The sequence below is a fragment of the Catellatospora sp. TT07R-123 genome, from assembly GCF_018327705.1.
In the GTDB taxonomy this organism is placed as follows: Bacteria; Actinomycetota; Actinomycetes; order Mycobacteriales; family Micromonosporaceae; genus Catellatospora.
This window is the reverse complement of sequence record NZ_BNEM01000002.1, coordinates 2,539,832-2,561,958: the sequence shown is the minus strand read 5'-3', so window position 1 is coordinate 2,561,958 and position 22,127 is coordinate 2,539,832. Positions and strand designations below refer to the sequence as shown.

Annotated in this window: 19 protein-coding genes; 10 read left to right on the top strand and 9 right to left on the bottom strand. The window is 73.8% G+C overall.

What is annotated here, in order from left to right:
- Positions 1-55 precede the first annotated feature (55 nt).
- Genes Cs7R123_RS40895 through Cs7R123_RS31225 form a run of 4 tightly spaced genes read left to right on the top strand, consistent with a single transcriptional unit; the run spans position 56 to position 6,294 of the window.
- Positions 56-2,347: a serine/threonine-protein kinase gene (locus Cs7R123_RS40895; protein ID WP_212831808.1), complete on the top strand. Its 2,292-nt coding sequence runs from the start codon at positions 56-58 to the stop codon at positions 2,345-2,347.
- Between the two features lie 52 nt (positions 2,348-2,399).
- Positions 2,400-3,782 carry a hypothetical protein gene (locus Cs7R123_RS31235; protein WP_212831806.1) on the top strand — a complete coding sequence of 461 codons (1,383 nt, stop codon included), beginning with the start codon at positions 2,400-2,402 and terminating at the stop codon, positions 3,780-3,782.
- Positions 3,779-5,722 carry an AAA family ATPase gene (locus Cs7R123_RS31230; protein ID WP_212831804.1) on the top strand — a complete coding sequence of 648 codons (1,944 nt, stop codon included), beginning with the start codon at positions 3,779-3,781 and terminating at the stop codon, positions 5,720-5,722. Before Cs7R123_RS31235 ends, Cs7R123_RS31230 begins: the two co-directional genes overlap by 4 nt.
- On the top strand, positions 5,719-6,294 hold the full coding sequence (locus tag Cs7R123_RS31225; RefSeq protein ID WP_212831802.1) for an FHA domain-containing protein: 576 nt from the start codon (positions 5,719-5,721) through the stop codon (positions 6,292-6,294). Before Cs7R123_RS31230 ends, Cs7R123_RS31225 begins: the two co-directional genes overlap by 4 nt.
- Positions 6,295-6,365: 71 nt before the next feature.
- Here Cs7R123_RS31225 and Cs7R123_RS31220 read toward each other — a convergent pair whose 3' ends face one another.
- Both Cs7R123_RS31220 and Cs7R123_RS31215 read right to left on the bottom strand, forming a co-directional pair.
- On the bottom strand, positions 6,366-7,094 hold the full coding sequence (locus Cs7R123_RS31220) for a CHAT domain-containing protein (protein ID WP_212831800.1): 729 nt from the start codon (positions 7,092-7,094) through the stop codon (positions 6,366-6,368).
- Positions 7,095-7,101: 7 nt separating this feature from the next.
- The gene (locus Cs7R123_RS31215) at positions 7,102-8,403 is read right to left on the bottom strand and encodes a caspase family protein (RefSeq protein ID WP_212831798.1); all 1,302 of its coding nucleotides are present in this window, start codon (positions 8,401-8,403) and stop codon (positions 7,102-7,104) included.
- A gap of 127 nt (positions 8,404-8,530) precedes the next feature.
- Between Cs7R123_RS31215 and Cs7R123_RS31210 the strand changes: the two genes are divergently transcribed.
- The 4 genes from Cs7R123_RS31210 to Cs7R123_RS31195 all read left to right on the top strand — a co-directional run bounded on the left by Cs7R123_RS31210 (position 8,531) and on the right by Cs7R123_RS31195 (position 13,497).
- A complete protein-coding gene (locus tag Cs7R123_RS31210; RefSeq protein ID WP_212831796.1) occupies positions 8,531-9,082 on the top strand; it encodes a DUF6232 family protein in 552 nt (183 codons plus the stop codon).
- A gap of 12 nt (positions 9,083-9,094) precedes the next feature.
- On the top strand, positions 9,095-9,310 hold the full coding sequence (locus tag Cs7R123_RS31205) for a hypothetical protein (RefSeq protein ID WP_212831794.1): 216 nt from the start codon (positions 9,095-9,097) through the stop codon (positions 9,308-9,310).
- Between the two features lie 70 nt (positions 9,311-9,380).
- Positions 9,381-12,029: a CHAT domain-containing protein gene (locus tag Cs7R123_RS31200; protein ID WP_212831792.1), complete on the top strand. Its 2,649-nt coding sequence runs from the start codon at positions 9,381-9,383 to the stop codon at positions 12,027-12,029.
- A 16-nt stretch (positions 12,030-12,045) separates the two neighbouring features.
- Entirely contained in the window at positions 12,046-13,497 is a 1,452-nt protein-coding gene (locus Cs7R123_RS31195; RefSeq protein ID WP_212831790.1) for a hypothetical protein, read from the top strand.
- Here the strand turns inward: Cs7R123_RS31195 and Cs7R123_RS31190 are convergent.
- From Cs7R123_RS31190 to Cs7R123_RS31165, 6 genes are read right to left on the bottom strand one after another with little or no spacing between them, the layout of a single operon-like run.
- The gene (locus Cs7R123_RS31190; RefSeq protein ID WP_212831788.1) at positions 13,494-15,068 is read right to left on the bottom strand and encodes an AAA family ATPase; all 1,575 of its coding nucleotides are present in this window, start codon (positions 15,066-15,068) and stop codon (positions 13,494-13,496) included. The genes Cs7R123_RS31195 and Cs7R123_RS31190 overlap by 4 nt on opposite strands.
- 20 nt (positions 15,069-15,088) lie before the next feature.
- On the bottom strand, positions 15,089-15,634 hold the full coding sequence (locus Cs7R123_RS31185; RefSeq protein WP_212831787.1) for a hypothetical protein: 546 nt from the start codon (positions 15,632-15,634) through the stop codon (positions 15,089-15,091).
- On the bottom strand, positions 15,634-15,798 hold the full coding sequence (locus Cs7R123_RS31180; RefSeq protein ID WP_212831784.1) for a hypothetical protein: 165 nt from the start codon (positions 15,796-15,798) through the stop codon (positions 15,634-15,636). Before Cs7R123_RS31180 ends, Cs7R123_RS31185 begins: the two co-directional genes overlap by 1 nt.
- Positions 15,795-17,567 (bottom strand): hypothetical protein, encoded by a 1,773-nt coding sequence (locus Cs7R123_RS31175; RefSeq protein ID WP_212831776.1) that lies wholly within the window; start codon positions 17,565-17,567, stop codon positions 15,795-15,797. Before Cs7R123_RS31175 ends, Cs7R123_RS31180 begins: the two co-directional genes overlap by 4 nt.
- Before the next feature lie 17 nt (positions 17,568-17,584).
- Positions 17,585-18,055 (bottom strand): hypothetical protein, encoded by a 471-nt coding sequence (locus Cs7R123_RS31170; RefSeq protein WP_244872251.1) that lies wholly within the window; start codon positions 18,053-18,055, stop codon positions 17,585-17,587.
- Between the two features lie 32 nt (positions 18,056-18,087).
- Positions 18,088-18,948 carry a hypothetical protein gene (locus Cs7R123_RS31165; protein ID WP_212831774.1) on the bottom strand — a complete coding sequence of 287 codons (861 nt, stop codon included), beginning with the start codon at positions 18,946-18,948 and terminating at the stop codon, positions 18,088-18,090.
- A gap of 506 nt (positions 18,949-19,454) precedes the next feature.
- Between Cs7R123_RS31165 and Cs7R123_RS31160 the strand changes: the two genes are divergently transcribed.
- On the top strand, positions 19,455-20,480 hold the full coding sequence (locus Cs7R123_RS31160) for a hypothetical protein (RefSeq protein ID WP_212831772.1): 1,026 nt from the start codon (positions 19,455-19,457) through the stop codon (positions 20,478-20,480).
- A gap of 4 nt (positions 20,481-20,484) precedes the next feature.
- Here Cs7R123_RS31160 and Cs7R123_RS31155 read toward each other — a convergent pair whose 3' ends face one another.
- The gene (locus Cs7R123_RS31155; protein ID WP_212831771.1) at positions 20,485-20,712 is read right to left on the bottom strand and encodes a hypothetical protein; all 228 of its coding nucleotides are present in this window, start codon (positions 20,710-20,712) and stop codon (positions 20,485-20,487) included.
- Between the two features lie 331 nt (positions 20,713-21,043).
- Here Cs7R123_RS31155 and Cs7R123_RS31150 point away from each other — a divergent pair, with 331 nt between their 5' ends.
- Complete coding sequence (locus Cs7R123_RS31150; RefSeq protein ID WP_212831769.1) at positions 21,044-22,030, top strand: hypothetical protein; 987 nt, start codon at positions 21,044-21,046, stop codon at positions 22,028-22,030.
- Positions 22,031-22,127: the final 97 nt, after the last annotated feature.

The following is a 22,127-nucleotide window of genomic DNA, read 5'->3' as shown; positions in this document are numbered from 1 at the left end:
CAAACGGTGGTCACCAGAGAACTGGCGGACCGAGACGCGGAGGTGACTGCGGCGCATGACGGAGCCCGAGCGACCGTCGGAACTCGACGAGACACTCCTGGACGAGGGCCGGGCGAGGCTCTTCCCGCCGCGCTACCGCGCCGAGTCCGAGGCGACCCTGCTGGACGCGGGGCGGCACCGGCAGGCCGCGCCGCCGGTGGACTGGCCCGGCGACGGCACCCTGCCCGAACCGCTCGCGCAGCGGTACGAGCGGCTCAGGGAGCTGCCCGTCCCGGCCAGCCAGGCCGACCTGTACCTGGTGCGCAGGCGCTCCGACGGGGCCGAGGCGGTGCTCAAGCACTACCACGCCCCGCGTACGCCGCACCCCGACCTGGTGGCACACCTGACCGGCACCCAGCACCACACCATCCGCTTCCTGGAGTTCGGGCCCGGCTACGAGATCATGGAGTACGCGCGCGGCGGCACCCTGCTGCGCCCGAAGGAGGCGGCTCCGGGCGGCTTCACCCTGCCCGAACTGCACGCGATCGTGCAGCAGCTCGCCTCGGCGCTCATCAGCCTGCACCGGCTGGGCCTGCTGCACCGCGACGTGAAGCCCGCCAACGTGCTGCTGCGCTCGGCCGCCCCGCTGGACGTGGCCCTCGCCGACTTCGGCCTCGCCGGTCCCGTCGGCGAGACCGTCCCGCAGGAGCGGCTCAACCCGGCATACCAGCCGCCGGAGTCCGTCCTGCGCGGACGGATCACGCAGGCCGCCGACTGGTGGGGGCTCGGGATGACCATCCGGGAGCTCGCCTCCGGCGACCGCTGCTTCGACGGTCTGGAAGCCGAGGACATCAAGGACCACTTCACCGCGTCCCGCCTGATCGACGTGTCCGTGGTCCCCGACGACCGGCTGCGCGGCCTGTGCCAGGGACTGCTGTGCCCCGACGAGCGGCAGCGCTGGGGCGCGGGGAAGGTGGGGGAGTGGCTCGTCGGCCGCGACCCGAGCCCGCCGGCCGCCGGGGCGGGGCGGCGCCCGCACACGCCCGCCCCGGGCGCCGCGACCCAGCCGTTCGGCTTCCGGGGGGTGCTCTACCACCACCGCGACGAGCTGGCGGCCGCGATGGCCACCGAGTGGAACTACGCGGTCGACTTCCTGCTGGCCCGCAGCGGCCTGGAGATGCTGCGGGTATGGCTGGACGAGTTCACCGACGACGAGGGCGCCACGGCCCGGCAGGGCGTCGACACGCTGCGCCAGGACCCCGGCCCGTCCCGGCACGTACTCCTGCTGCGCGTCCTGCGCCTGCTCGACCCCGGATTCCCGGCGGTGTTCCGCAACCACAGCATGTCCCGGCAGCACCTGCTCGCGCTCGCACACCAGGCCCTGCGCAACGAGGGCGACGCGGCGTCGGTGCTGGGCGAGCTCTGGCGCGAGCGGCTCCTGCCCTCGTTCGACCCGGCCGCGACCGGCGCCGCGGGAACGGGCGGCGGCGAGGCCCTCACCGACCTCGACCAGCAGTGGCAGCAGCAGCACGACCGCTGGCTGGCGGGGGCCGGCACGGTGTCCGACCCGGAGGCCCGCCAGGTCCTCCAGCGACTGGCAGACGGCTCCGGTGCGCTCGCCTACAGCCTCCTGGCGGCCCTGAACCAGCCGGACGCCGTCGAAGCGGCGCACGAGGCGGTGCGCGCGACCCTCGCCGGGCTGCCGGAGCGGCTGCCGTGGTTCCGCGACCTGGCCGCCGACCCGGACCTCGTCTGGGTGGCGCTGCCGCTGTGCGGCCACGCCAAGAGCCGCGCGCAGACCCTGGCCGACCATCGCGAGGCGCAGGAACGGGCGCAGCAGCAGCAGCGTATGGCCTCGGCCTACCGCGAGTGGTCCCGGCGGCAGAACCGCCCGGTCGCCCTCGGGTGGGCCGTCGCGGGGGTCTGCCTCATCGCCGTCTGCTGTGTCGTGCTCATCGTCGCCAGCGACCGGGTCGGCTGGGTCGGTGACCGCGCGGTGGACCTGGCCTGGATCGGCGCCGCCACCTGCCTCGGCGTGACACTCGTGGCCGAGTGCCTGCTCGCGGCGGAGGTGGGCGGGCGGTTCCACGCCCGCTACTCCGTCCCCGGCGCGGCCGGGATCGCGCTCCAGCCCCTGGGGCGCTGGATGCAGCGCGCGCCGCTGCCCGCCGCCGGCGTCATCCTCGCCGTCCTGGCCGGCCTCGTCCTGGGCGCGCTGCGGTATCCGGAGGCCGTCGGGATCAGCGCGATGGTCCTGCACCTGGGGTGGGTGGTCCACCGCTGGCGCGACTGGCGCACGCGCACCGCCGCCGAGGACGCCGCGGTCGCCGACCAGGGAGCCGGGTTCGCCCCGGCGCACGAGAGCTGACCGTCAGATACCGGTGTCTTGGTTTCATCCATACGACCTGAGGAGCGAATGCATGAGTGGCGGAGCGATAGCGGTCGCGCCGGTGGTGATGGGCGGCGCGGCTCTGGCCGCCGTGGCGGTCGTCGTCGTCGCGGCCGTGGCCGTGGCCCTGGTGGTCCGGGCCGCCCAGGCCGGCACGGAAGCGACCGGCCGGGCGCTGGAGCAGTTCGGCGCCGAGATGGAGCAGACCGCGAACGCGCAGGACGACCTGGCGGTCCGGACCCGGCTGTGGGAGCTCGCGGCCGGTGCCGTCGTACGGACGAACAGCGAGATCTGCCTGCTGACGGCCAGGGCGCAGCAGGCCGGGGTCCTCCGCCCGGCGCTGCCGCCGCCGGTGGACCTGACCGGCCTGAGCCTCGCCACCACGCGGGACCGGGTCGCGCAGGCGCAGGCGGCACTCGCGCAGGCCCGCACGGCGATCGAGGACGCCGAGGCGGAGCGGGAGCAGCGGATCCTCATCACGCAGCTGCCCAAGCCCGCGGACGGCTCGCCGACCGCCGCGCAGACGCTGGCGCACTACCGCAAGGTCCTCGCCGCCCGCAAGGACGCCCCGGCCGTCCAGGTCCCGGCCCCCGTCCCGGCCGAGATCGACAAGGACCGGATCGGCACCGAGATCGACCGGATCCTGCTCCGCCTCGACACCGCCGCCACGGCCGACGAGCGGGCCGAAGCGGTGCTCGCGGCGGCCCACGCGGCGAAGCAGACCGACCCGGGCATGGCCAGCACCCACCTGGACCGGCTCATCCGAGTCGTCGACGTGAAGATCAACCCGAAGGCGGCCCGCCGGAAGGAGGCGGCCGGCTTCCTGTCGGCGCTCCAGCACCCCGTCGTCGCCGCGGCCATCGGCGAGACCGATCCGCGGCCGCCGTTCCTGCGCTCGCTGGAAACCCTCCAGGGGGTCGTCTCCGGCGACGCCGACCTCACCGACGCCGACCGGCGCGACGCGCAGGACTCGCTGGCGTGGGCCGAGAAGGCGGTGGAGCGCCGCCAGCTGCTCCAGGCGCTCAACGAGACCTTCACCCGGCTCGGCTACAAGGTCACCAACGGGCTGGCGACCCACCACGCCGGACAGCTGTCCGTGGCCAGCGACCGCTGGAACGGCGGCCACAGCGCCGACGTGTGGATCGACGACCAGGGCGGCGTCCAGTTCCGCATGGTGGAGCTGGCCGAGGGCGCCACGGGCGAGGCCGTCCACTGCGAGCAGCTCAACCAGGCCATGGGCACCGTCGGCACCGAGCTGGAGCAGCGCGGATTCCAGGCGCGCGTCACCGTGCCGAAGCAGGCGATGAAGCCCGTGCGCCGGTGGACCGCGGACCACCGGGCCGAGGCCGAGGCCGTCGAGCAGTCCGGCGGGAAGACGAGGGCCAAGGACCTGTTCGAGGAGGACGACAAGTGAGCAGTCAGCGGTCGGAACTCCTGCCCGGGTTCCCGTCCTTCGCGCAGGAGCTGGCGGGCACGCTCGCCGTGCACTCGCAGTACGTCCTGCACGGCAACGTCCGGGACGTGTACCTGGTGCCGGACCGCCGCATGCCCGACGGCGTGCGGCCGATGAAGATGCTGGAGGCGCTGTGGCAGGCGCTCATGCCCTCCGGGTACCGCTGCCTCATCGTCTCCGACCAGGTGGACGGCATCACCGTCTACCCCGACACCGACGACGCCCGTGCCACGGCCGAGCAGATCCTCGGCCGCCGCATGATCGGCCGCAAGCAGACGCTGGAGCGGCTGCGGACCTGCATGGCGCGCGTGGCCGGGGCGGCCGAGCCGCCGCCGATCGACGCCGACGCGATCCCGGCCGCGGCGGCCGCGGAGGACACCGCGGGTGCCCAGGCCAAGTCCCTGCGGGCCGCGCTCGTCATCGACTACGCGGCGCGCATCCCGCGCAGCCAGAACGGGCTGGACGGCCTGGAACGCGACTTCTTCCTGTTCGCGCAGAAGCTCGCCGCCACCGCGGAGACCCGCCTGGGCGGCCCGCCGACCCGCCCGGCGGACCTGTTCAACCCGATCATCTGGCTGACCGAGGGGGAGCGGGACCTGCCGACCTGGCTGACCATCGGGATGGAGCGGGTGCGGACCATCGCCGTGCCGCTGCCCGGCCTGGCCGACCGGATCAAGGCGGCCCGGTACTTCTCGCCGATCGTCACCGGCAGCGCGCCACTGCCGGCCGGCGACCACGACGTGTCGCGCTTCGCCATGCGGACCGACGACATGACGCTGCACGCGATGCGGGAGATCGCCCGCCTGGCGGCCGACCGGCAGCTGCCGATGAGCCAGATCGACGACGCGATCCGGGTCTACCGCATCGGCGTCGACGAGAACCCGTGGCGGCAGGACTCCGTACGCCAGCAGATCGTCCTCGGGCAGACGGAGATCCCCGCCCGCGTCCTCGGCCAGCAGATCGCCGTGGTGAAGACGTTCGACATCCTCAAGCGGGCCGCCCTGGGCCTGTCCGGGGCGCAGGCGTCCAGCTCGGCGAACCGGCCGCGCGGCATCCTGTTCCTGGCCGGGCCGACCGGTGTCGGCAAGACCGAACTCGCCAAGCAGATCGCGACCACTCTGTTCGGCGACCCCGACGCGTACCTGCGCTTCGACATGTCGGAGTTCTCGGCCAGCCACTCCGCCGACCGGCTCACGGGCGCCCCGCCCGGCTACGTCGGGTACGAGGCGGGTGGCGAGCTCACCGGCGCCATCCGGCGCAAGCCGTTCTCGGTGGTGCTCTTCGACGAGTTCGAGAAGGCCAACCGGCAGATCTTCGACAAGTTCCTCCAGATCCTCGACGACGGCCGGCTCACCGACGGGCAGGGCACGACGACGTACTTCTCCGAGTGCATGCTCATCTTCACGACCAACCTCGGGATCGTCCGTACCAACCCGCAGACCAACGAGAAGGAGCAGCTGGTCGAGCCGGGGATCGGGTACGGCGAGCTGGAGCGCAAGGTCAAGGAGGCCATCAGGGACCACTTCACCCGCGATCTCGGCCGCCCGGAGCTGCTCAACCGCTTCGGCGACAACATCGTGGTGTTCGACTTCATCAGCGCCGACATCGCGCGCGGCATCCTGGCCGGGCAGCTCGCCAACGTCCAGGACCGCCTGGCGCGGGAGCAGAACATCCGGCTGGAGCTGGACGCGACGGCGACCGAACGCCTCCAGGGGTGGTGCACCGCGTCCGAGACGCTGGCCAACGGCGGCCGGGGCATCGGCAACGAGGTGGAGAGCAAGCTCATCAACCCCCTCGCCCGCTACCTGTTCGACGAGAACGTCCGCGCGGGCAAGGTTTACGTCAGCGACATCCAGATCGACGGCGGTGTCGTGACGCTGGTGGCCAGGCACGACCGATGACGGCCGACGACGAGGAGCGCTACTGCCGCCTGGGCCGGCGGACCTACCGGGGCCTGGTCTTCTGCCCGGAGCACTCGGGCGAGGAACTGGTGGCGGTCCCGGCGGCCGCGAAGGAGGCCGGCGGCGACCCGGAGCCCGCCGACCCCGCCCGCCAGCGGACGGCGTGCTGGAGCTGCGGCGCCCAGGCCGTGGACGCCACCAACAGGACCTGCGCCGCCTGCCACGAACCGCTGGTCCCGCCCGCGCTGGCCATCGACTTCCCCGGCGGGCGGGTCGAGGTGCGGCAGCGCGGGACGTCGGCCGAACTCGGCCGGGGCGGCACCTACGGCCACGTCTTCGCACGCCATCGGAACGTGTCGCGCTGGCACGCCACGGTCAGCGTCGACGAGCACGGCACCGCCTGGCTCACCCCGAACCCGGGCGCGCCGAACGGCACGTTCGTCAACGGCTGCGAGATCTTCGTCCGGACCCCGATCACCCCGGACGACCGCATCCGCTTCGCCACCGACCAGGGACCGGACCCGGGTCCCGTCAGCGCATCGATCCGGCTGCCGCAAAGGGACGTCCCCTGACGGGAGACGGGCAGCACGCCGGGCACGCGGGACGCCGTACGGCGTCCCGCGTGCCCGGCACCGCGTTCCGATCAGGACCGGGGCACGACGGGCTCCTCCCCGGCGCCGTCCGCCGCGAGCAGGACCGGCGCCTGCCCGGTGTACCCGTGCAGGCGCAGGCGGGCCCGGCCCAGGGCGAACGCGACCGGTACGGACTTTCCGTGGGCGATGCCCTCGTAGAACCCGGTCGAGAACAGGATCGCCGCCTCGTCGTCGATCCACTTGCGCATCCCCACGACGTAGGGCACGTGCTCGGCGATCGCGCGCGCCTGCTCGGCGGAGTAGCAGGCGTTGAGGACCACGCACCGCAGCCCGTCGCTGAGCACGGCGAACAGCTCGGCGAGCGCGTCCGGCGGCACCGGCCGGGCGCCGCCGTGGTCGTCGCTGAACACGAGCCCGTCGGCGGCCGTGCCGTGGCCGCTGAAGTGGGCGATGGCCGGTCCGTGCCGCAGCAGGCAGTGGGACAGGTCGTCCACCCGTACGGCATCAGCGATCTTGAAGGCCAGGCGGTGCTCGGCCTGCGCCCGCACGATCGCCTGGTCGATCGCCCGCCGCTCCTCGTCCAGGCGCAGCGGAGCGTCGCGGTTCGGATTCGCGCTCATCATCAGGACGACCGCGCGCTCGCCGCCGTCCCGGCCCCGCCCGTCACGGGGCGCCGGAATGTGCTGGCCGGGGTTCTGATAGACCACCTTGGAACCGGCCACCTTATCGCCGACGATCTTGTCTCCGTTGATCTTGTCGCCGTGGACGATGTCGCCCATGTGCACCTCACGTGGGGTCGGGCCGGCCGGTGGCCGGCAGCAGCTTCACTTCGAAGGGGTGGACGTCGGACAGGACCGGGCGCTTGGCCGGCCTGACCTCGCGGTGGTGCCGTCCGGGCGGCGGCAGGTCGCGCGGCGCCGAGCTCACGACGACGGCGAACGTGACCGTGCGGGGACGCCCGCGCAGGTCCCGGGCGAGCGGGAAGCCCGTCCAGCGGCCGGTCAGCTCGTCGTGGCCGACCGCGTACCACTCGCCGGGGTGCACCGTGGCGCCCGAGGAGTCCAGCGTGCTGACCAGCGACGCCCGGCCCCCGGCAGGGAGCTCGACCACGGCCGCGTAGACCGTCGCCGGGCCGGTGTTGCGGACGCGTACGTACAGGTGCGCGCCGTCGTGCACCTCGGCGCCCGTCGCCGGCAGCCGCCGCGGCACGCCGTCGACGACCTGTCCCCACTCGACGACCACGGCCGCGCCGAGGTCGCACCGGACCGGGATCGGAGTGTCCTCCTCACCGTGGCCGGGCCGCGATCGCGACCGGAACAGCAGCCGCCCCACCGGCCCCTCGGCCTCGGGCCGCTGCTCCCACCCGGCCGCCCGCATGCGCGCCCGCACCCGGCGGACGAGGTCGGCCCAGGTGATCCGGTCGTCGCCGACCTCATCCAGCTCCCGGGTGAGCGCCTCGGTGAACACGCCGACCCGCCGCCCGCCCGCCCCGGTGTACTCGTACGCCGCCTGGTCGCGCCGGCAGGCCGCCAGGCGGATCACCCGGGGGTTGCCGAGCAGGTGCAGCAGGCTCAGGTCGGGCCCGAGCCGGTCCAGGTGCTCGGCGACGTCGAGGTACGCCAGGCGGGGCAGCGCCTTCACCCGTACGCCGTCGTCGCGCACCATGTTCGCGGCGTGGCAGGTGTCCAGCACCGTCGCCACGTTCGGGGTCGTCCGGGTGAGCCGGGCCAGCAGCACCGACAGCTCCGCGGCGGTGATGCCGCGGAACTCGCCGGACGCCGGGTCGTGGTCGGTCGGCACGAGGAACTGAAGGCGCGGGACCGGGGTGCGGCCCTGGACCAGGGCCGGCGGCGCCGTCACGAGGCCGCCGTGGCCGCTGAAGTAGACGACGACCGCGTCCGGCTCGCGCGCGTCCCGGACGAGGCGCTCCAGCGCGTCGAGGACGGCGTCCCGGGCGGCGTCGGCGCCGATGCGGCACCGCACCTCGAACCCGCGGCGCTCCAGCCGCTCGGCCATCGCCTCGACGTCGGCGTGGACGCCGCTGAGCCCGAAGGTCTGCGCCCCCACCAGCAGGGCTGTTCTGCGCACCGGGTGCCGTCCTCGTCCGCTCGCCGATTCCCCGCCTGCCGCGGTTCTGACGGACGGGCCTTCCTGTCCGTCAGAAGACGGACGCCGACCCGGGCCGGAAGCCCGCGGCCGAAGCCGGGGAGGGTGTATGAGAGTCAGGCACAGATCTGTCGAGGTCCGGATCACCGGGCGGACGCTGTGGGTCGAGGACGAGGCGTACCCGCTCAGGAACATCACCAGCGTCCGGCCGCGCGTGTACCGCCCCCTGCGCTGGCGGATGGTCGGGTCGTACCTGCGGCGGGCGGGCGGCTCGCTCGGGTTCGGTGCCGCGGGCCTGGTGGTCCTGGGCTGCCTGCGCGGTGTGATCCCGCCGTCCGCGACGACCGTGTTCGCCCTGGTGATGCTGGGCGTGCTGGGGTTCCACACCTGGCGGCTGGTCCAGCTGCTGCGCCTGCCGAAGGTGTGCGTGCTGAGCATCAGCACGGCCGGGACGACCCGGGCGGTGGTGACGAGCACCGAGGAGCAGCAGATCAGGGACCTGGCCCGGCACGTGGTCGACGCCATCGACAACCCGGCCATGGACTACGCGATCCGCATCGACCACATCGACATCATCCAGGGGGACAAGGTCAACGGCGACAAGATCGACGGCGACAAGATCATGGGCGACTTCGTCGAGGGCGACAAGGTCCTGCTGTAGGAGGGATGAACGATGCAGTCGATCGCGGATTACCTGACCAGCCTGGTGTGCAGTGTGGCCTCCGTCCTCGTGGTGCCGACCGCCCTGCTGCTCCTGCTGCGGATGTTCGTGCCCGCCCTCGGCGGACCCCTGCTGAGCGCCTGGGGCCAGCTGCTGGCCTGGCTGCTGCTGGTGCCGGTCCGGCTGATCCGCTGGCTGGCACAGGAGGCCTTCAGCCGGCGCCGCTGAGCGCGTGTGGCGGCGGCGCCGTCCGTCAGGTGAAGGGCGAGACCTGGCAGGCGTGAAGGGCAGGGTGGCCGTGACGGTTCAGGCACAGGCGGACGACGGGTTCGGGGCGGCGGCCGCCGAAGTGCTGGGGCTGCCCGACGACGACCCGGACCGCCCGCGGCGCGCGGCGCAGCTGATCATTGAGATCGTCGGGCAGCGGGCACCCCTCTCGGCGTCGAGGCACCTGGAGGGGCTGCTCGCGGCCGCCGCCGTCCGCCCGCCGAGGACGCCGCAGTGGCCGCGCGTCGATTTCGTCGCCCGCATCAAGTCTGAGATGTACAAGATCGCCGAAGGTCCGGCCGCGGAGCACGAGGCCGTGGACGCCAGACTGCGGTCGGCCGAGGCCGAGGCGGGCGCCGATCCGACGATGCGGGCACTGGTGCAGTCGGCCCGGCTGGCGCTGGACGTACGCCGGGCCGCCGACCGCGGTGACGAGAGCTTCCTGCTGCGGCTGCCCCAGCTCGCCCAGGGCCTGATCGCCTCGCTGCCCGACCAGTCGGGCCTGGCCGGGCTGAGCGACTTCCTCTCCCTCGCGGCCGAGGGCGCCGCCGCCCATCGCCGAGGCGACATCGCGACGGCCTGGACGACCTTCCAGCAGGTGGAGAAGGCAGCCGAGGGGCTGTCGATCGACCCCTCGATCCGGGAGTCGCTGCGCGGTGCCGCCGCGACCGGCGCGGCGCTCAAGTCGGTGCTCGACGACGGCGTGCGCGACGACCACCTGGCGATGTTCGCCGCGCTGCTCGACCGGCCCGGCGTCGATCGGCACCTGGCCGGCCTGGGGCTGGACATGGTCCGGATCGGAGACCCCGGACTGGACCGGGAACGCATCGGGCAGGGCATCACGCACCTGCGTGACGGCCTCAGCGTCCTGCCGGACGACGACCCGGGGCGGCCGATGCACCTCGTGGGCCTCGCGCTCGGGCTGTTCCGGCACAGCGAGGCCACCGGAACGACCGACGGCCTCGGCGAGGCCCGCACCCTCCTGATCGAAGCGAGGGAGCTGCTGCACGGACCGCACGATCCGCGATGGCCCATGACGAACGGACTACTGGCCGAGATCGAGCAGCGGCTCGGGGCCTACACCGGCGTCGCCGAGGCGGCGCTGGACGGGCAACGCGGCCATGCCTGGCGGGCGATGCTGGCGCACGACGTCGACGAAGCGCGCGACGCCATCCGCGACGCCGCCGATTCCGCCCTGAGCGGCGCGCGCCAGTGCCTGTCCACCGGGAAGCTGGCCGAGGCGCTGCGGCTGCTGGACACCGGTCGCGGCCTCACGCTGTTCGCCGCGGTGGAGCAGCACCGGATCCCGACCCGGCTGAGCGACGCCGGACGCGACGACCTCGCGGCGCAGTGGAACGAGCGTGGCGGCCTGCTGTCGGAGCAGGCACGCCGGCAGGCGCTCGAGGTGCTGACCGAGCAGGGCACGCCAGAGCTGTTCGATCCGCCCCGCCTGGTGTCGATCCAGCAGGCACTGCGGCTGCTGGACGCCGACGCCCTCGTCTACCTCGTCCCCGGCGAGCCGCCCCGCGGCGGCCTGGCGGTGATGGCCCCGGCCCAGGGGCCGCCGGCGTTCATGGCGCTGCCGAACCTGAACCTGGCCGAAGGGACCGAGGGCGCCCGCTACCTGATGACGCTGTCCTCCCGCAACGCCCGCGAGACCGACCCCGAGCCCGGCCGCGAGATCAGGCCGCCGCAGTCCGGGGGCGGGTTCGCCGACAGCCTGGCCGACCTGTGCCACTGGGCCTGGGGCGCGGCGATGGGCCCGGTCCTGGAGAGCTACCTGCCGCGGCTGGCCCTACCGGACCACCGCGTGCCGCGGATCGTCCTGATCCCGATGGGCGACCTGGGGCGCGTGCCGTGGCACGCGGCCCGGCGCAAGGACGGGGTGTACGCCGTCGAGCTCGCAGCGGTCTCGCAGGCCGTATCGGCCCGGATGATGTGCGACAACGCCGTGCGGGCGCCCGTGCCGATCGGCTCGACCGGCCTGGTGGTCGGCGACCCGCAGACCGGTCACCGGGCCCGGTCGCTGCGATCGGCCCGGGCTGAGGCGTACACGATCCGCGAGGCGTTCTACCGCGGTGCCCGGTACCTGGGCCGGCTCCCCGACACCGGATCAGGCACCGAGCGCACCAGCGCCTCCGGTCCCGGGACGGCCGGGCAGGTCCGCGACTGGCTCGTCAGCCGCAGCCCGGCGGCGGGCACGATGCTGCATCTGGCCTGCCACGGCATCTTCCGGCCCGATCCGGAACCGGCGGGATACCTGCTGCTCGGCGACGGGAGCGAACTGAGCGTCGACGAACTCGTCGACCTGCTGGCCACCGCGCCCGACCGCGAGATCTCGATGGTGGTCCTCGCCGCCTGCAACTCGGGCCGGGCCGTGTCCGGCTACGACGAGGCGTACAGCCTCGGGACGGGATTCCTCGCCGGCGGCGTCCGATCGGTGCTGTCCACCCAGTGGAGCATCCCCGACGCCGCCACCTCGTGGCTGATGTACCTGTTCCACCACAACCTGCGCACCGTCGGGATGCCGCCGTGGCAGGCGCTGCGGCAGGCGCAGCTGTGGATGCTCGACCCCGCGCGGACGCCGCCGCCGGGCATGCCGGCCGGCCTCGTCCCGGGCCCCGGTGACCATCCGGAGGAACCGGTGAACTGGGCCGGATTCGTCCACTACGGACAGTGAACCCCGAGGGGGAGACATGAGTGAGATCGACGACCTGCGCGAGCAGCTGGCCGGGTTCGGCGACGCGCCGGGCAGGCTCAACACCCTGGTGCGTCTCGGCCAGGCGCTGCTGGCGGAGTACCACCGCGTCGGCCCCGGGCGGCCGGAGGCCAAGCCGCACCTCGACCAGGGCATCGCCGCCCTTGCGCAGGCATACGAGATCCTGCGGCCGGACGACGCGATGCGCGGCCCAGTGGCGGCCATGTACGGGTTCACGCTCGCGGCCCGCCACGGATCGCACGGCGGCGCGGACGGCGACTGCGACACGGGCATCAGCGTCCTGGAGGAGGCGCTGACGTCCTCCGCCCTGAGCCCGGCGAACCGGGCGATATCCCAGGTCATGCTCGGCCAGCTGTACCTGGCCCGGGCGTCGAGGTTCACCCAGCTGCAGGGGATGTCCGCCGCCGCCCGGAGTGTCGGCGTGCCGCCGCCCGACGGCGTGGCGCGCGACTTCGACCGGGCGACCGCCTGCCTGCGGTCCGTGATCGACGGCGAGCCCGTGAGCGCGGACCTGGCCATGCTCGCCAGCCGGTTGCTGGAGGTGGCCGAGGCGATGCGGACCATCCTCGACGCCGTGACCGGCGATGTCAGGAACGTGGACTTCAACCGCATCGCCAGCGCGTTCGCCATGATGCAGACGCTGCAGGACAAGGCCAGGTCGGGCGGTGGGCCCGGGTTCCGGCTCCCGGCCACGGGCATGTTCGACGTCAGCCTGACCGAGCTCGTCACGATGCCTCCCATGGAACGGCCGGTCGCGGTCGTACAGCTCGACACGGAGACCGACCCGGTCCCGGCCGTCCAGCGGCCCGCGCCCGCCGCGCCGCCCGCCGCGGCCGAGCTCCGGGAGTCGCTGTCCGTGCTGCGGCCCGGTGCCGACGCCTGGTCGGCCGCCGCCGAGCTGCTGCTGCCCGGCACCCCGACGCCCGACACGGCGACGGTGGACGAGATGGTGGCGCTGGCCCTGACCGTCGTGGAGGCCACGCCGCCCGCGGAGGCGAAGTCGGCGCAGGCCGCGGTCGACCGCTACGTCCTCGCGGTCGCCCTGCTGCTTCGCGGCCGCGGCGACGAGGCGTCGTCGGACCGTGCCGCCGCGCTGGCGGAGTACGCCACCGCGGCGGCGCTGATCCCGCCGGCCCATCCGGCCGCGCCGGTGATCCTGCGCAGCCTCGGCGCGTTCCTCAGCGACGACCACCCGCTGGACGACACCCTCGGGGCGGTCGCCGGGCGCCTGGCCGACCGGATCGACGGCGCCATCCTCGCCGGGGTCGCGGACGCCGCCGACCTGGCCGTGCTGGACGCGCTGCGCTGCCTGTGCCGGGCCGCCGAGGCGCTGGCGGACCTGCGCCGGGCGGCCGGGAAGGTGCCGGCCGACTATCCGTGGCCGGCACCCGTCAAGGCGGCCGGGCTGCTCGCCGCCTCCGCCGCCTAGGGCTGCTGCTCGCCCATGACCAGGACGCGCCGTCCGCCGGAGGCGGGCCCCGGGCCCGTACCGGCGGCGGCGCGTCCGGCGGGCACCGCCCGGTCGCGGCCCCAGGCGCGGATCTCGTCGATCTGCTCGGGGTTGGTGCGGCTGAGGGGGATGGTGTTGGCGAACGTCTCCACGACGAAGTCCGGCCGCAGCCGGTCCACGCCGCCGTTGAGGTGGATCTCCGCGCCGACGTCGTGCAGGGCGGCCTCGATGTCGGACCCGGCGAAGCCCTCCGACAGCCCGATCAGCTTGTCCAGCAGGTCCGCCGACGGCGCGCCGGTCACGTAGCGCCGGTAGTACAGCTGGATGATCTCGCGGCGGTCGTCGGCGTCGGGCAGGTCGACGAAGAACATCTCGTCGAAGCGCCCCTTGCGCAGCAGCTCCGGCGGCAGCGAGCGCACGTCGTTGGAGGTCGCCACGACGAACACCCGCGACCGCGACTCCTGGAGCCAGAACAGGAACTGCCCGACGAGCCGGCGGCCGACGCCGGTGCTGTCGTTCTGCCCGGCCAGGCCCTTCTCGATCTCGTCGATCCACAGCACGCACGGCGCCACCCGGTCGGCGGTGTCGAGGGCCTCGCGCAGCCGGTTCTCCGACTGGCCGACGTACTGGCCGAGGATCGTGGCCAGGTCCAGCCGGTACAGCGGCAGGTTCCACTGCGCGGCGACGGCTTTGGCCGACAGCGACTTGCCGCAGCCGGGCACGCCGACCAGCAGCACGCCGCGCGGCGGCCGCAGCGCGGTGTCGCGCAGGTCCGCGACCATCAGCTGATGCTTGCGCGCCAGCCAGGTGCGCAGGGTGCTCAGCCCGCCGACCTGGTGGTCGGCCGCCTTGAGGACCACCCGCTCCAGCCCCGACAGGTCGCCGAAGTGCTTGTCCTTGAACAGGCTGACGGACTCGACGTCCTCCTTGGCGATCGAGCCCTTCGCGACCAGGGTCGCCATGACGTTGACCGCGGTGCCCTCCGGCACGCCGACCAGGAACTCGGCGGCGCGCCGGGCGTCGTTCTCCGACCAGGCGATCGGGACGACCTGCCGGTGGTCGCCGAGGAACGACACGATGACGTCGTACATCTCGCTGGCGTCGGGCAGGTCCAGCCGCAGGCTCATGCCCAGGCGCTGCAACCCGCCCCACAGGGGCGTGTCGGTGATCAGCACGATGCAGCCGGAGTTGCTGTCGGCCAGCCGGGCGAGCTCGGCGAAGTGGCGGCTGGCGGTGTTGTCGTCGGACAGGTCCTCGGGGTCGACGAAGACCAGCGTCGACTGCGCCCGGTTGGTGAACTGGAGGGCCGCGTACTCCATGGCGCCCACCAGCGACCGGTCCTCGCTGACCGGGCTGTTGGTGCGCAGATCCCGCAGGCCGGTCGCGCGCGTGTAGATCCAGAACGGCAGCGCCGACCGCTTCGGCGCCTTGGCCACCTCACGGATCAGCCGGATCGCGCGCACCTGCTCGATGCTGCGTACGCCGATGACCGGCACGCGCGCCGTCAGGTAGGCGTCCAGGTCGCGCTTGCTCTCGGTGAAGTCGGACATCGGTTAACTCCTGCGGGGCGTCAGCCGGGATCGACGATCCGGCGGGGCGGGGTGGTCGCGCCGAGCCAGCCGTCGGTGGCCGACGGCGCCGGGGCCTCGGCGAGGACGGCGGTCAGACCGTTGTCGCGGATGGTGCGCAGGCGCTGCTCGGCGAACCGGCGGTCGCGCCCGCCGAGGTCGGCCGCCGCCTGCCGTTCGAGCTGGCGCTGGGCCTCCCGGACCTGCTCGTCGACCAGCGCCAGCAGCCGGGTGCGCAGCTCCTCGGGCAGCTGCGGCAGGACGGCCATGGCCCGCACCGCGCGCAGCCCGGTGCGGGCCTGGGTGAGCGCGCGGGCCGTGGCGAACTCGTCGCCCGCGGCGCCGAGGCTGCGGCTGGTCACGCCGGCCCACGTGATGAGCCGCTCGCTCACCGCGGTGGTGATCCGGTCGGCCAGGCGGGCCCAGGTGCCGGCGTCGAAGTACTCGGGGGCCAGCGGCGGCAGGGCCGACGGATCGATGGGCTCACTGCGGGCCCACCGATCCATCGTCTGCGCCCAGGCGCCGTAGACGCCTCCGTCGCCCCACATCAGTCGCGCCGCCGCTGCACCACGATCTCGCCGGGCGGCAGCGGCTCCCAGTCGGGCAGGCCCTCGGCGTAGCGCCGGGCACGCGTGGTGGCCCGGTCGACCGGGGCGCTCTGGGCCCGCGCCCAGGGGGTCTGCGGGTCGTCGGGCTGGATCGGTTCGGTCATCGCTGCTCCTCCGTGATCACGGGACGCCGCTCGTACGGCGATCCCGACTGCCCGGCCCGGGCGAGGTCGCCGATCATGTCGCGGACGGCCGACTCCTGCGCGTCGGCGTGCGCGTACCGGCTGCTCCAGTCGGTCAGCTCGGCGGCCGCCGCCCGCAGCAGCCGCACCGACTCCGCCTTGGACCTCTCGATGTACGTGCGCGCCTCGGCCTGCTGCCGGGCGGCCGTCTGCTGCTTCGTGTGCAGCACCACGGCCCAGATGCCCGCCGAGACGACCGCCCCGGCCAGGCCGACCACCACGCTCTGGGTGCAGGCGCCGACCAGGATCAGCACGCCGACGGCGGTGCCGATGAGCCCGGCCAGCCCCGGCTTGATGTCGAAGGCGAACGAGTCGACGAACGGCCGCCCGTGGCGGTCCCAGTGCTCGGCCAGGTCGTGTTCGAGGCGGTCCAGCGGCTCGGCCAGGTTGCCGGTCCACTGCGGCAGGCTGAACGTCTTCGCCCCGACGTTGTGGCTGGTGCCGAAGACCGCGTCGACCTGCGGCGGCGGCAGCAGGCGGTAGTCGCGGGTGAAGGCGGCGTGCGCGCGCTGGAACCACTCGTGGCACGCCGCGACGGCGAGCCGCTGCGTGGTGCGGGAGACGCCGATCGCGGCCGGGTTCAGCGCCGACTCGGACTGGATCGTCAGGTAGTCCAGCGTCTTCTCGTACGCGTGCTGGGCGTCGATCGTCCGCCGCGAGACGTCCAGGTCGCCGCCGCTGTCCACGACCGCCTTGTGGTACGCGAGCTCGCGGCGCAGCGGGAGCTCCTCGTTGTCGTACTCGCGGACCAGCCGGTCGAGGATGTCGTCGATCGCGTCCTCCAGCCGCTCGGCCGGCGGGATCTCCTCGGACAGCATCGCCCGGTACTTCAGCAGCAGCGGCGCGTGCGCCTGCGCCCGCGACAGGGCGGCCTCCAGCGCGGGCCACTGCGGGGACAGCGTGCGCAGGTGCGGGAACGCGGCCGGGTCGGCCGCCGCGGCGAACAGGTCGATCTCGGCCCGCCACCGGTGCACCTGGGTGAGCTGCACCGTGTCGTCGGTCAGCAGCAGGTCGGTCCAGCGGTCCAGGGTGTCGCGCATCAGCTTCACCCCGGTGGGCCCGAACGCGCCGTGCGCGATCGACTCCAGGATCACGGCGAAGTCCCGGCCGAGCGCGGCCGGGTCCTGCGTGCTCAGGTAGTGCCGCAGCCACCGCACGGACGCGTCGGCCCGGCGCTGCCGCCGCAGGATCAGGGCCATGAGCAGCGACGCCTTGCTCGGCGAGCGCCGGAACGCCTCCTGGATCGCCTTCTCGCACAGCTCGCGGTCGTCGGCCGCCCACGCGGCCAGCCCGACCAGGGCCGGGGCCAGCCAGTAGCGCGGCGTCTGCACCATCAGCTGCTCGCCGACGGTCCGGATGGTCTCCTCGGAGATGATGCCGATGTCGAACGCCTGCAGCACGCCGACGGCCGACCGCCGTACGGCGTTGTAGTGGCCGAAGTCGTGCTGGATCTGGTCCTGCAAGGCGCCGATCTTGGTCTCGGACCGCTGGATGTTGGTGTCCAGCTCGTTCCGGCGGACGAACGCCAGGAACTCGGCGCGCAGGGCGGCCAGGTCCGAGCGCGCCTGCTCGGTCTCCTGACCCACCTTGCCCACGTCCAGGCCGACCTGGTTGACGGTCTGGCCGATCTGGATCACCAGTCGCTCGACCTCTTGGACCTGGTTGCGCAGGCGGTAGTCGATGTCAGCCATGAGAGTCCAATCGGTAGTCAGATGACGACGGTGCCGTCGGGGAGCACGGGGTGGATCGCTCCGCTGCCCCAGATCTCGACGTACGCGTAGGCGCCGGTCCGGACGAGCATGCGGGCCTGGGCGTGCGGATCGGGCATCCGGTCGGCGGGTGCGTAGTGCTCGACGATGTTCTGGAACAGGTCGAGGATGTGGTCGACGTAGGGCGGCCCGAGATGGCACTGCGCGACGAAGCCGAGCGGGATGTCGCCCAGCTCGTGCTCGTACGCCTCGCGGATCCACCGGGCCAGGTCCGCGCGTGCGGCCTGGTTGATCTCGACGTCGAGCCGGTGGACCGCGTCGAGCAGCGCCGCCGACCTCGGCCGGCGCAGATCCCGGACCAGCGGCTGCTGCGCCGCCGCGGCCTCGGCCGACCGCTCGCGTCCGGTGTAGCCGGACAGGCCGCTGGAGGTGCCGGGGAACTCGACGCGCCGCCGCAACGATTCGTCCATGGGTCCTGCCTTCGTGGTCGGTGTCCTGCCGCCTACTGACGGACGGCTCCGGCGATGCCCGCGACCAGCACGGCGACGAGCAGCGCGGCCAGCACGAACGCGCCGCGGTCGAGCCAGCGCAGGAGCCGGAAGCCGGGTGGCTGCGACGCGCTGATGCGCCGGACGGCCGTGCCGCCCGCCCGCGGGTACACGTCGACGGTCCGGACGAGGTAGTGGTCCGGGCGGGTCCGGCCGGTGAGGCCGACGTGGTCGTCGCGCCGCAGGTCGCCGTCGGCGATCCGGCCCGCCAGCAGGCAGGTGATGTACTCGCCGGACACCAGCTGGACCTGGAAGCGCTGCACGACGAGGTCGTAGGAGAACCCGCTGGACCGGCCCGCCCCGCGGGCGGCCGCGCCGGCACCGCGCAGGCTGAGCGCGACGATGGTGGAGACCAGCCAGATCAGCCCCCGGGCGATCATCGCGAAGACCACCGTCCAGCCGCCCAGCAGCCGTCCGAACCCGAACGCCAGGACCATGAGCACGACCGCCGCGCAGAGCAGTCCGGCCAGCGCTCCGCCGGCGGCGTACACCACGACCGCCGCGATCGCGGCGACGGCGACGGCGACCAGCACGCCGAAGCCGAGGAACCGGTGCGGCTGGTGCGTCTCGGTCACCTGGCTGTTGACCCGCCCGACCAGGACACCGGCCGCGGCCGCCGCCACGGGCACGGGCGCGGGGGCGGGCGGCGCGGCGTGCGCCGGTGGCGGGGCGGGGAGCGGGCCGGGTGGCCGCGGCGGGGGCGGCAGGTCGCCGCGGCGGCGTACGACCGGCGGGTCGAGGGGCTGGTCCAGCGCCGGCGAGTCGGCGAACAGGGGCCGGTCGCCGTCGTCGGCGGCGGAGGGAAGGGTCGTCATTCGCCGTCCTCCTCAGAGGGCGCCGGTGCGCGCCGCGAGAGTCTGTCCGCCGTTACTGACGGACGGCGGCCGCCCGTGACAGGAGGTGAATGGCATTCATGCCCGGTACGGGCCCTGCCGGTGCCCGGCTTACGCCCGCCGGTGGTCGGCGGTGCGTACCGGTGCGCGGGGTCGATCCGGTCGCCCCGGCCGACGGACGTCGGCTCCCACCTGCCCGAACGGTCCCGCGCGGGGCGGGGCGCAGCGGTGCGGCGCACGTGGGAGTCAGTCCCTTGTGGATGGTGGGTCGCATGAATGGCCGGTCTACCTCGCCGTACACCCGATAACCGTCCGGTCGACCAACCTGGGGCCCTTTGTCCGATGAGGTGGTGAACTGCTGTCAACGGCCGCAACTGATCAGGCAGTAAATCGTTCGCGGGCTGTACCGCTGGCTGCGGAGGTGGGCAGACTTCATCCCAGCCGAGCCCGATCCGTGACGGTGCGGATACGGAGAGTGGAGAGCAGTCGTGGTCGACCTCGACCCAACGCACTGGCCGGACGCCATCGCCGACCTGCGGTCGCTGGCGGGGCAGGGACGCCTCGCCGCCGTGGCCCGCAGCGCGACGGACGCGCAGCGGGTGCGGCTGAGCGGAGCGGCGTTCGCGCTGGCCTGGCCGATCGTCTTCAGCCGCGTCACCCGCGTGTACGAGCAGCGGCGCGGCCACCGGACCTGCGCGGTCGCCGTCGACCGCCTCGCCGACGGCTGCCTGGACCGCTTCTACGACGACGTCGAAGCGGTCGTCGACGACCTGCTGACGCACTCCACCACGAAGATCGCGAACCCCGAGGGCTGGATGACCAGCCGCCTGCGCGCGGTCACCGTGGACGCCCACCGGCGCCGCCGCGGCGCCCGCGGCGCGCTCCAGCGGCCCCGGCTGCCCGCATGGCTGGTCCGGCGGCTGCCCGGCGAACCCTGGTACCAGCAGCTCGCCGTCGAGATCCTCACCTGGGTCGGCGTGCCGACCACCGCGGGAACCCAGCTGTGGCCGCTGGACGCCTGGGCCGAGCACCGGGCCCGCGCGACCGGCGACCCGCTCGGCAGCGACGTGCGCGCCGTGCAGCGCGACGTCGAGCAGGTCCTCGCCGCCATGCTCACCCGCCCCCGGTGGTACGACGACCACGTGGAGCGGCCACTGGGGCGCAAGACCCCGCCGCTCGCACCGATGATCGTCGAGGGCGGTTCGGTCGCCGAGCCGCCGCCGCTCGTGCTGGCCGACCCGGACGCGACCGCCGACGCCCGGCTGGCGGACCTCGCCTCGCTGGCACTGGCCGCGATCGAGCAGCAGCTCGCCGACGACCCCCAGGACGAGGCGGCGATCGGGCGCATCATCGCCGAGGTGTTCGGCCGGATCGACACCAGCGCAGACTTCGCCGGTGCGGCCGGTCCGCTGGACGGGCGGCCCGTCGAGGCGCTCGTCACCGAACCCGCCGAGCTGCACCGGATCGTCCAGGCGGTGCGCGGCATCCTCGACGGCATGGTCGCCGCCGTCTGAGCGGTCAGGCGGCCTGCTCGCCGTCCGACAGATCCTGGATCTGCGCCCGCAGGCGGGCGATGCGCGCGTCGAGCTGGGCGGACAGCTCCTGCGGGGTCATCCCGCGCGCCCGCGCCTCGTCACCGGCCCGCCCCAGCTCGGACTTCAGCAGCGCCGCCAGGCGTTCCCGCGTGCCGTCGTCCAGCGGACGGCCGTCCGTCCGGCCCGGTCTCTTCCCTGATGTGTCGGCCACGGCGTGCTCCTTCCAAGCAGTGCGTAGGCATGTGCTGCACGGGGGCGCGGCCCCGGGCGGATCCTCAGAAGCACCGCTGAGCTCTGACGATACCGCCGACCGCGACGGCTCACGAACGGCCGGGACGCTGAGTCGTTATGCCGACCGGCCCGACCTGGTTAGTCGATGAAGTAGGCAGGCCCGCTCCGCGCCGCCGACACCCGGACGGGCTAACGAGGTCGCGGTATTTTCGGCCTCCACGCCGTTCGTGAGAAGCGCTCGCCATCCGCCCCTGCCTACCTTCCCGGATACATGCCGGCGAATGGACGCCGGTGGGGGGAGGAGGCGCATCATGGCCGAGCGAATGGACAGCCAGCCGGGCATCCGCGACCTGGCGTCGTCGGGACGTCTGGCCGAGTACTTCGAGCAGGCGTCGGAGACCGAGCAGCGGCGGCTGCGGATCGACGTGCGCGAGCTGGTGCAGCAGCTGGTGTTCACGCAGCTGACCCGGAAGCTGGAGCTGCGCCGGGGACACCGTGACTGCATGGTGGCGGTGACCAGGCTGCGGCCGGAGTGCCTCGACCGCCACCACGACGACATGGACGCGGTCGTCGACGACGTGCTCCACTCGGCGCGCACGCCGATCCAGAACCTCGAAGGCTGGGTGAGCAGCCGCCTGACGGCCGTCACGATCGACGCGCACCGTCGGCGGCGGGGCGAGCGGGGCGCGCTCCAGCGTCCGCGCCTGCCGCGCTGGCTGATCGAGGAGCTCGGGCAGGACCAGCGGCTCATGGGCGTGGCCCTGGACATGCTGGACTGGGTCGGCATCGAGACCAGTGCGGGACTGCACGACTGGCCGATCGAGGCATGGGAGGGACGGCGGCTCGCCGGGAGCGGCCACCGGGCCGGACCGTCGGTGGCCGAGGACATCGCCACGGTCGTCGCCGCCATGCGCAAGCGCCCGCTCTGGTACGCCAAGTACGTCGAGCGGCCCATGGGACGCAAGGCCCTGCCCATGGCGGTGCACGACGCCGACGGCGGCGACCCGGTGGACCCGGGCTGGGCCGCCCAGGAGGCCGACCTGGCCGACGACGCCCGCCGCGCCGAGCTGGCCGAGCTGACGGTCCTGCTGGTCGGGCAGCGGCTGGCGCGCGGCGAGGACGTCCGCGAGGTGGTCGTCGACGTCGTGGCGACGCTGTTCGGGTCCGGCACCGCGTCGGAGGAGATGGGTCGGGCGCCCGGACTGGGCAGCACCGACGACGAACAGGTGATGCGCCGCCTCGCCGAGCCCGAGACGGTCGACCGGATCGTCGCCCTCGTCCTCGACCTGCTGGGGTGACGGGCCGGCCGCGCGACGGGAGTCCGTGCGGATTCGGTGCCGGCCGGATGGCCGGACGGCCGACCTGCATGGACTCCCGGCCGTTCGGGTCGTCTTC

Coding starts and splice junctions, on each gene's coding strand:
- Cs7R123_RS40895 (WP_212831808.1), top strand. CDS start 56: ATGACGGAGCCCGAGCGACCGTCGGAACTCGACGAGACACTCCTGGAC.
- Cs7R123_RS31235 (WP_212831806.1), top strand. CDS start 2,400: ATGAGTGGCGGAGCGATAGCGGTCGCGCCGGTGGTGATGGGCGGCGCG.
- Cs7R123_RS31225 (WP_212831802.1), top strand. CDS start 5,719: ATGACGGCCGACGACGAGGAGCGCTACTGCCGCCTGGGCCGGCGGACC.
- Cs7R123_RS31220 (WP_212831800.1), bottom strand. CDS start 7,094: ATGGGCGACATCGTCCACGGCGACAAGATCAACGGAGACAAGATCGTC.
- Cs7R123_RS31210 (WP_212831796.1), top strand. CDS start 8,531: ATGAGAGTCAGGCACAGATCTGTCGAGGTCCGGATCACCGGGCGGACG.
- Cs7R123_RS31205 (WP_212831794.1), top strand. CDS start 9,095: ATGCAGTCGATCGCGGATTACCTGACCAGCCTGGTGTGCAGTGTGGCC.
- Cs7R123_RS31195 (WP_212831790.1), top strand. CDS start 12,046: ATGAGTGAGATCGACGACCTGCGCGAGCAGCTGGCCGGGTTCGGCGAC.
- Cs7R123_RS31190 (WP_212831788.1), bottom strand. CDS start 15,068: ATGTCCGACTTCACCGAGAGCAAGCGCGACCTGGACGCCTACCTGACG.
- Cs7R123_RS31185 (WP_212831787.1), bottom strand. CDS start 15,634: ATGTGGGGCGACGGAGGCGTCTACGGCGCCTGGGCGCAGACGATGGAT.
- Cs7R123_RS31180 (WP_212831784.1), bottom strand. CDS start 15,798: ATGACCGAACCGATCCAGCCCGACGACCCGCAGACCCCCTGGGCGCGG.
- Cs7R123_RS31175 (WP_212831776.1), bottom strand. CDS start 17,567: ATGGCTGACATCGACTACCGCCTGCGCAACCAGGTCCAAGAGGTCGAG.
- Cs7R123_RS31170 (WP_244872251.1), bottom strand. CDS start 18,055: ATGGACGAATCGTTGCGGCGGCGCGTCGAGTTCCCCGGCACCTCCAGC.
- Cs7R123_RS31165 (WP_212831774.1), bottom strand. CDS start 18,948: ATGACGACCCTTCCCTCCGCCGCCGACGACGGCGACCGGCCCCTGTTC.
- Cs7R123_RS31150 (WP_212831769.1), top strand. CDS start 21,044: ATGGCCGAGCGAATGGACAGCCAGCCGGGCATCCGCGACCTGGCGTCG.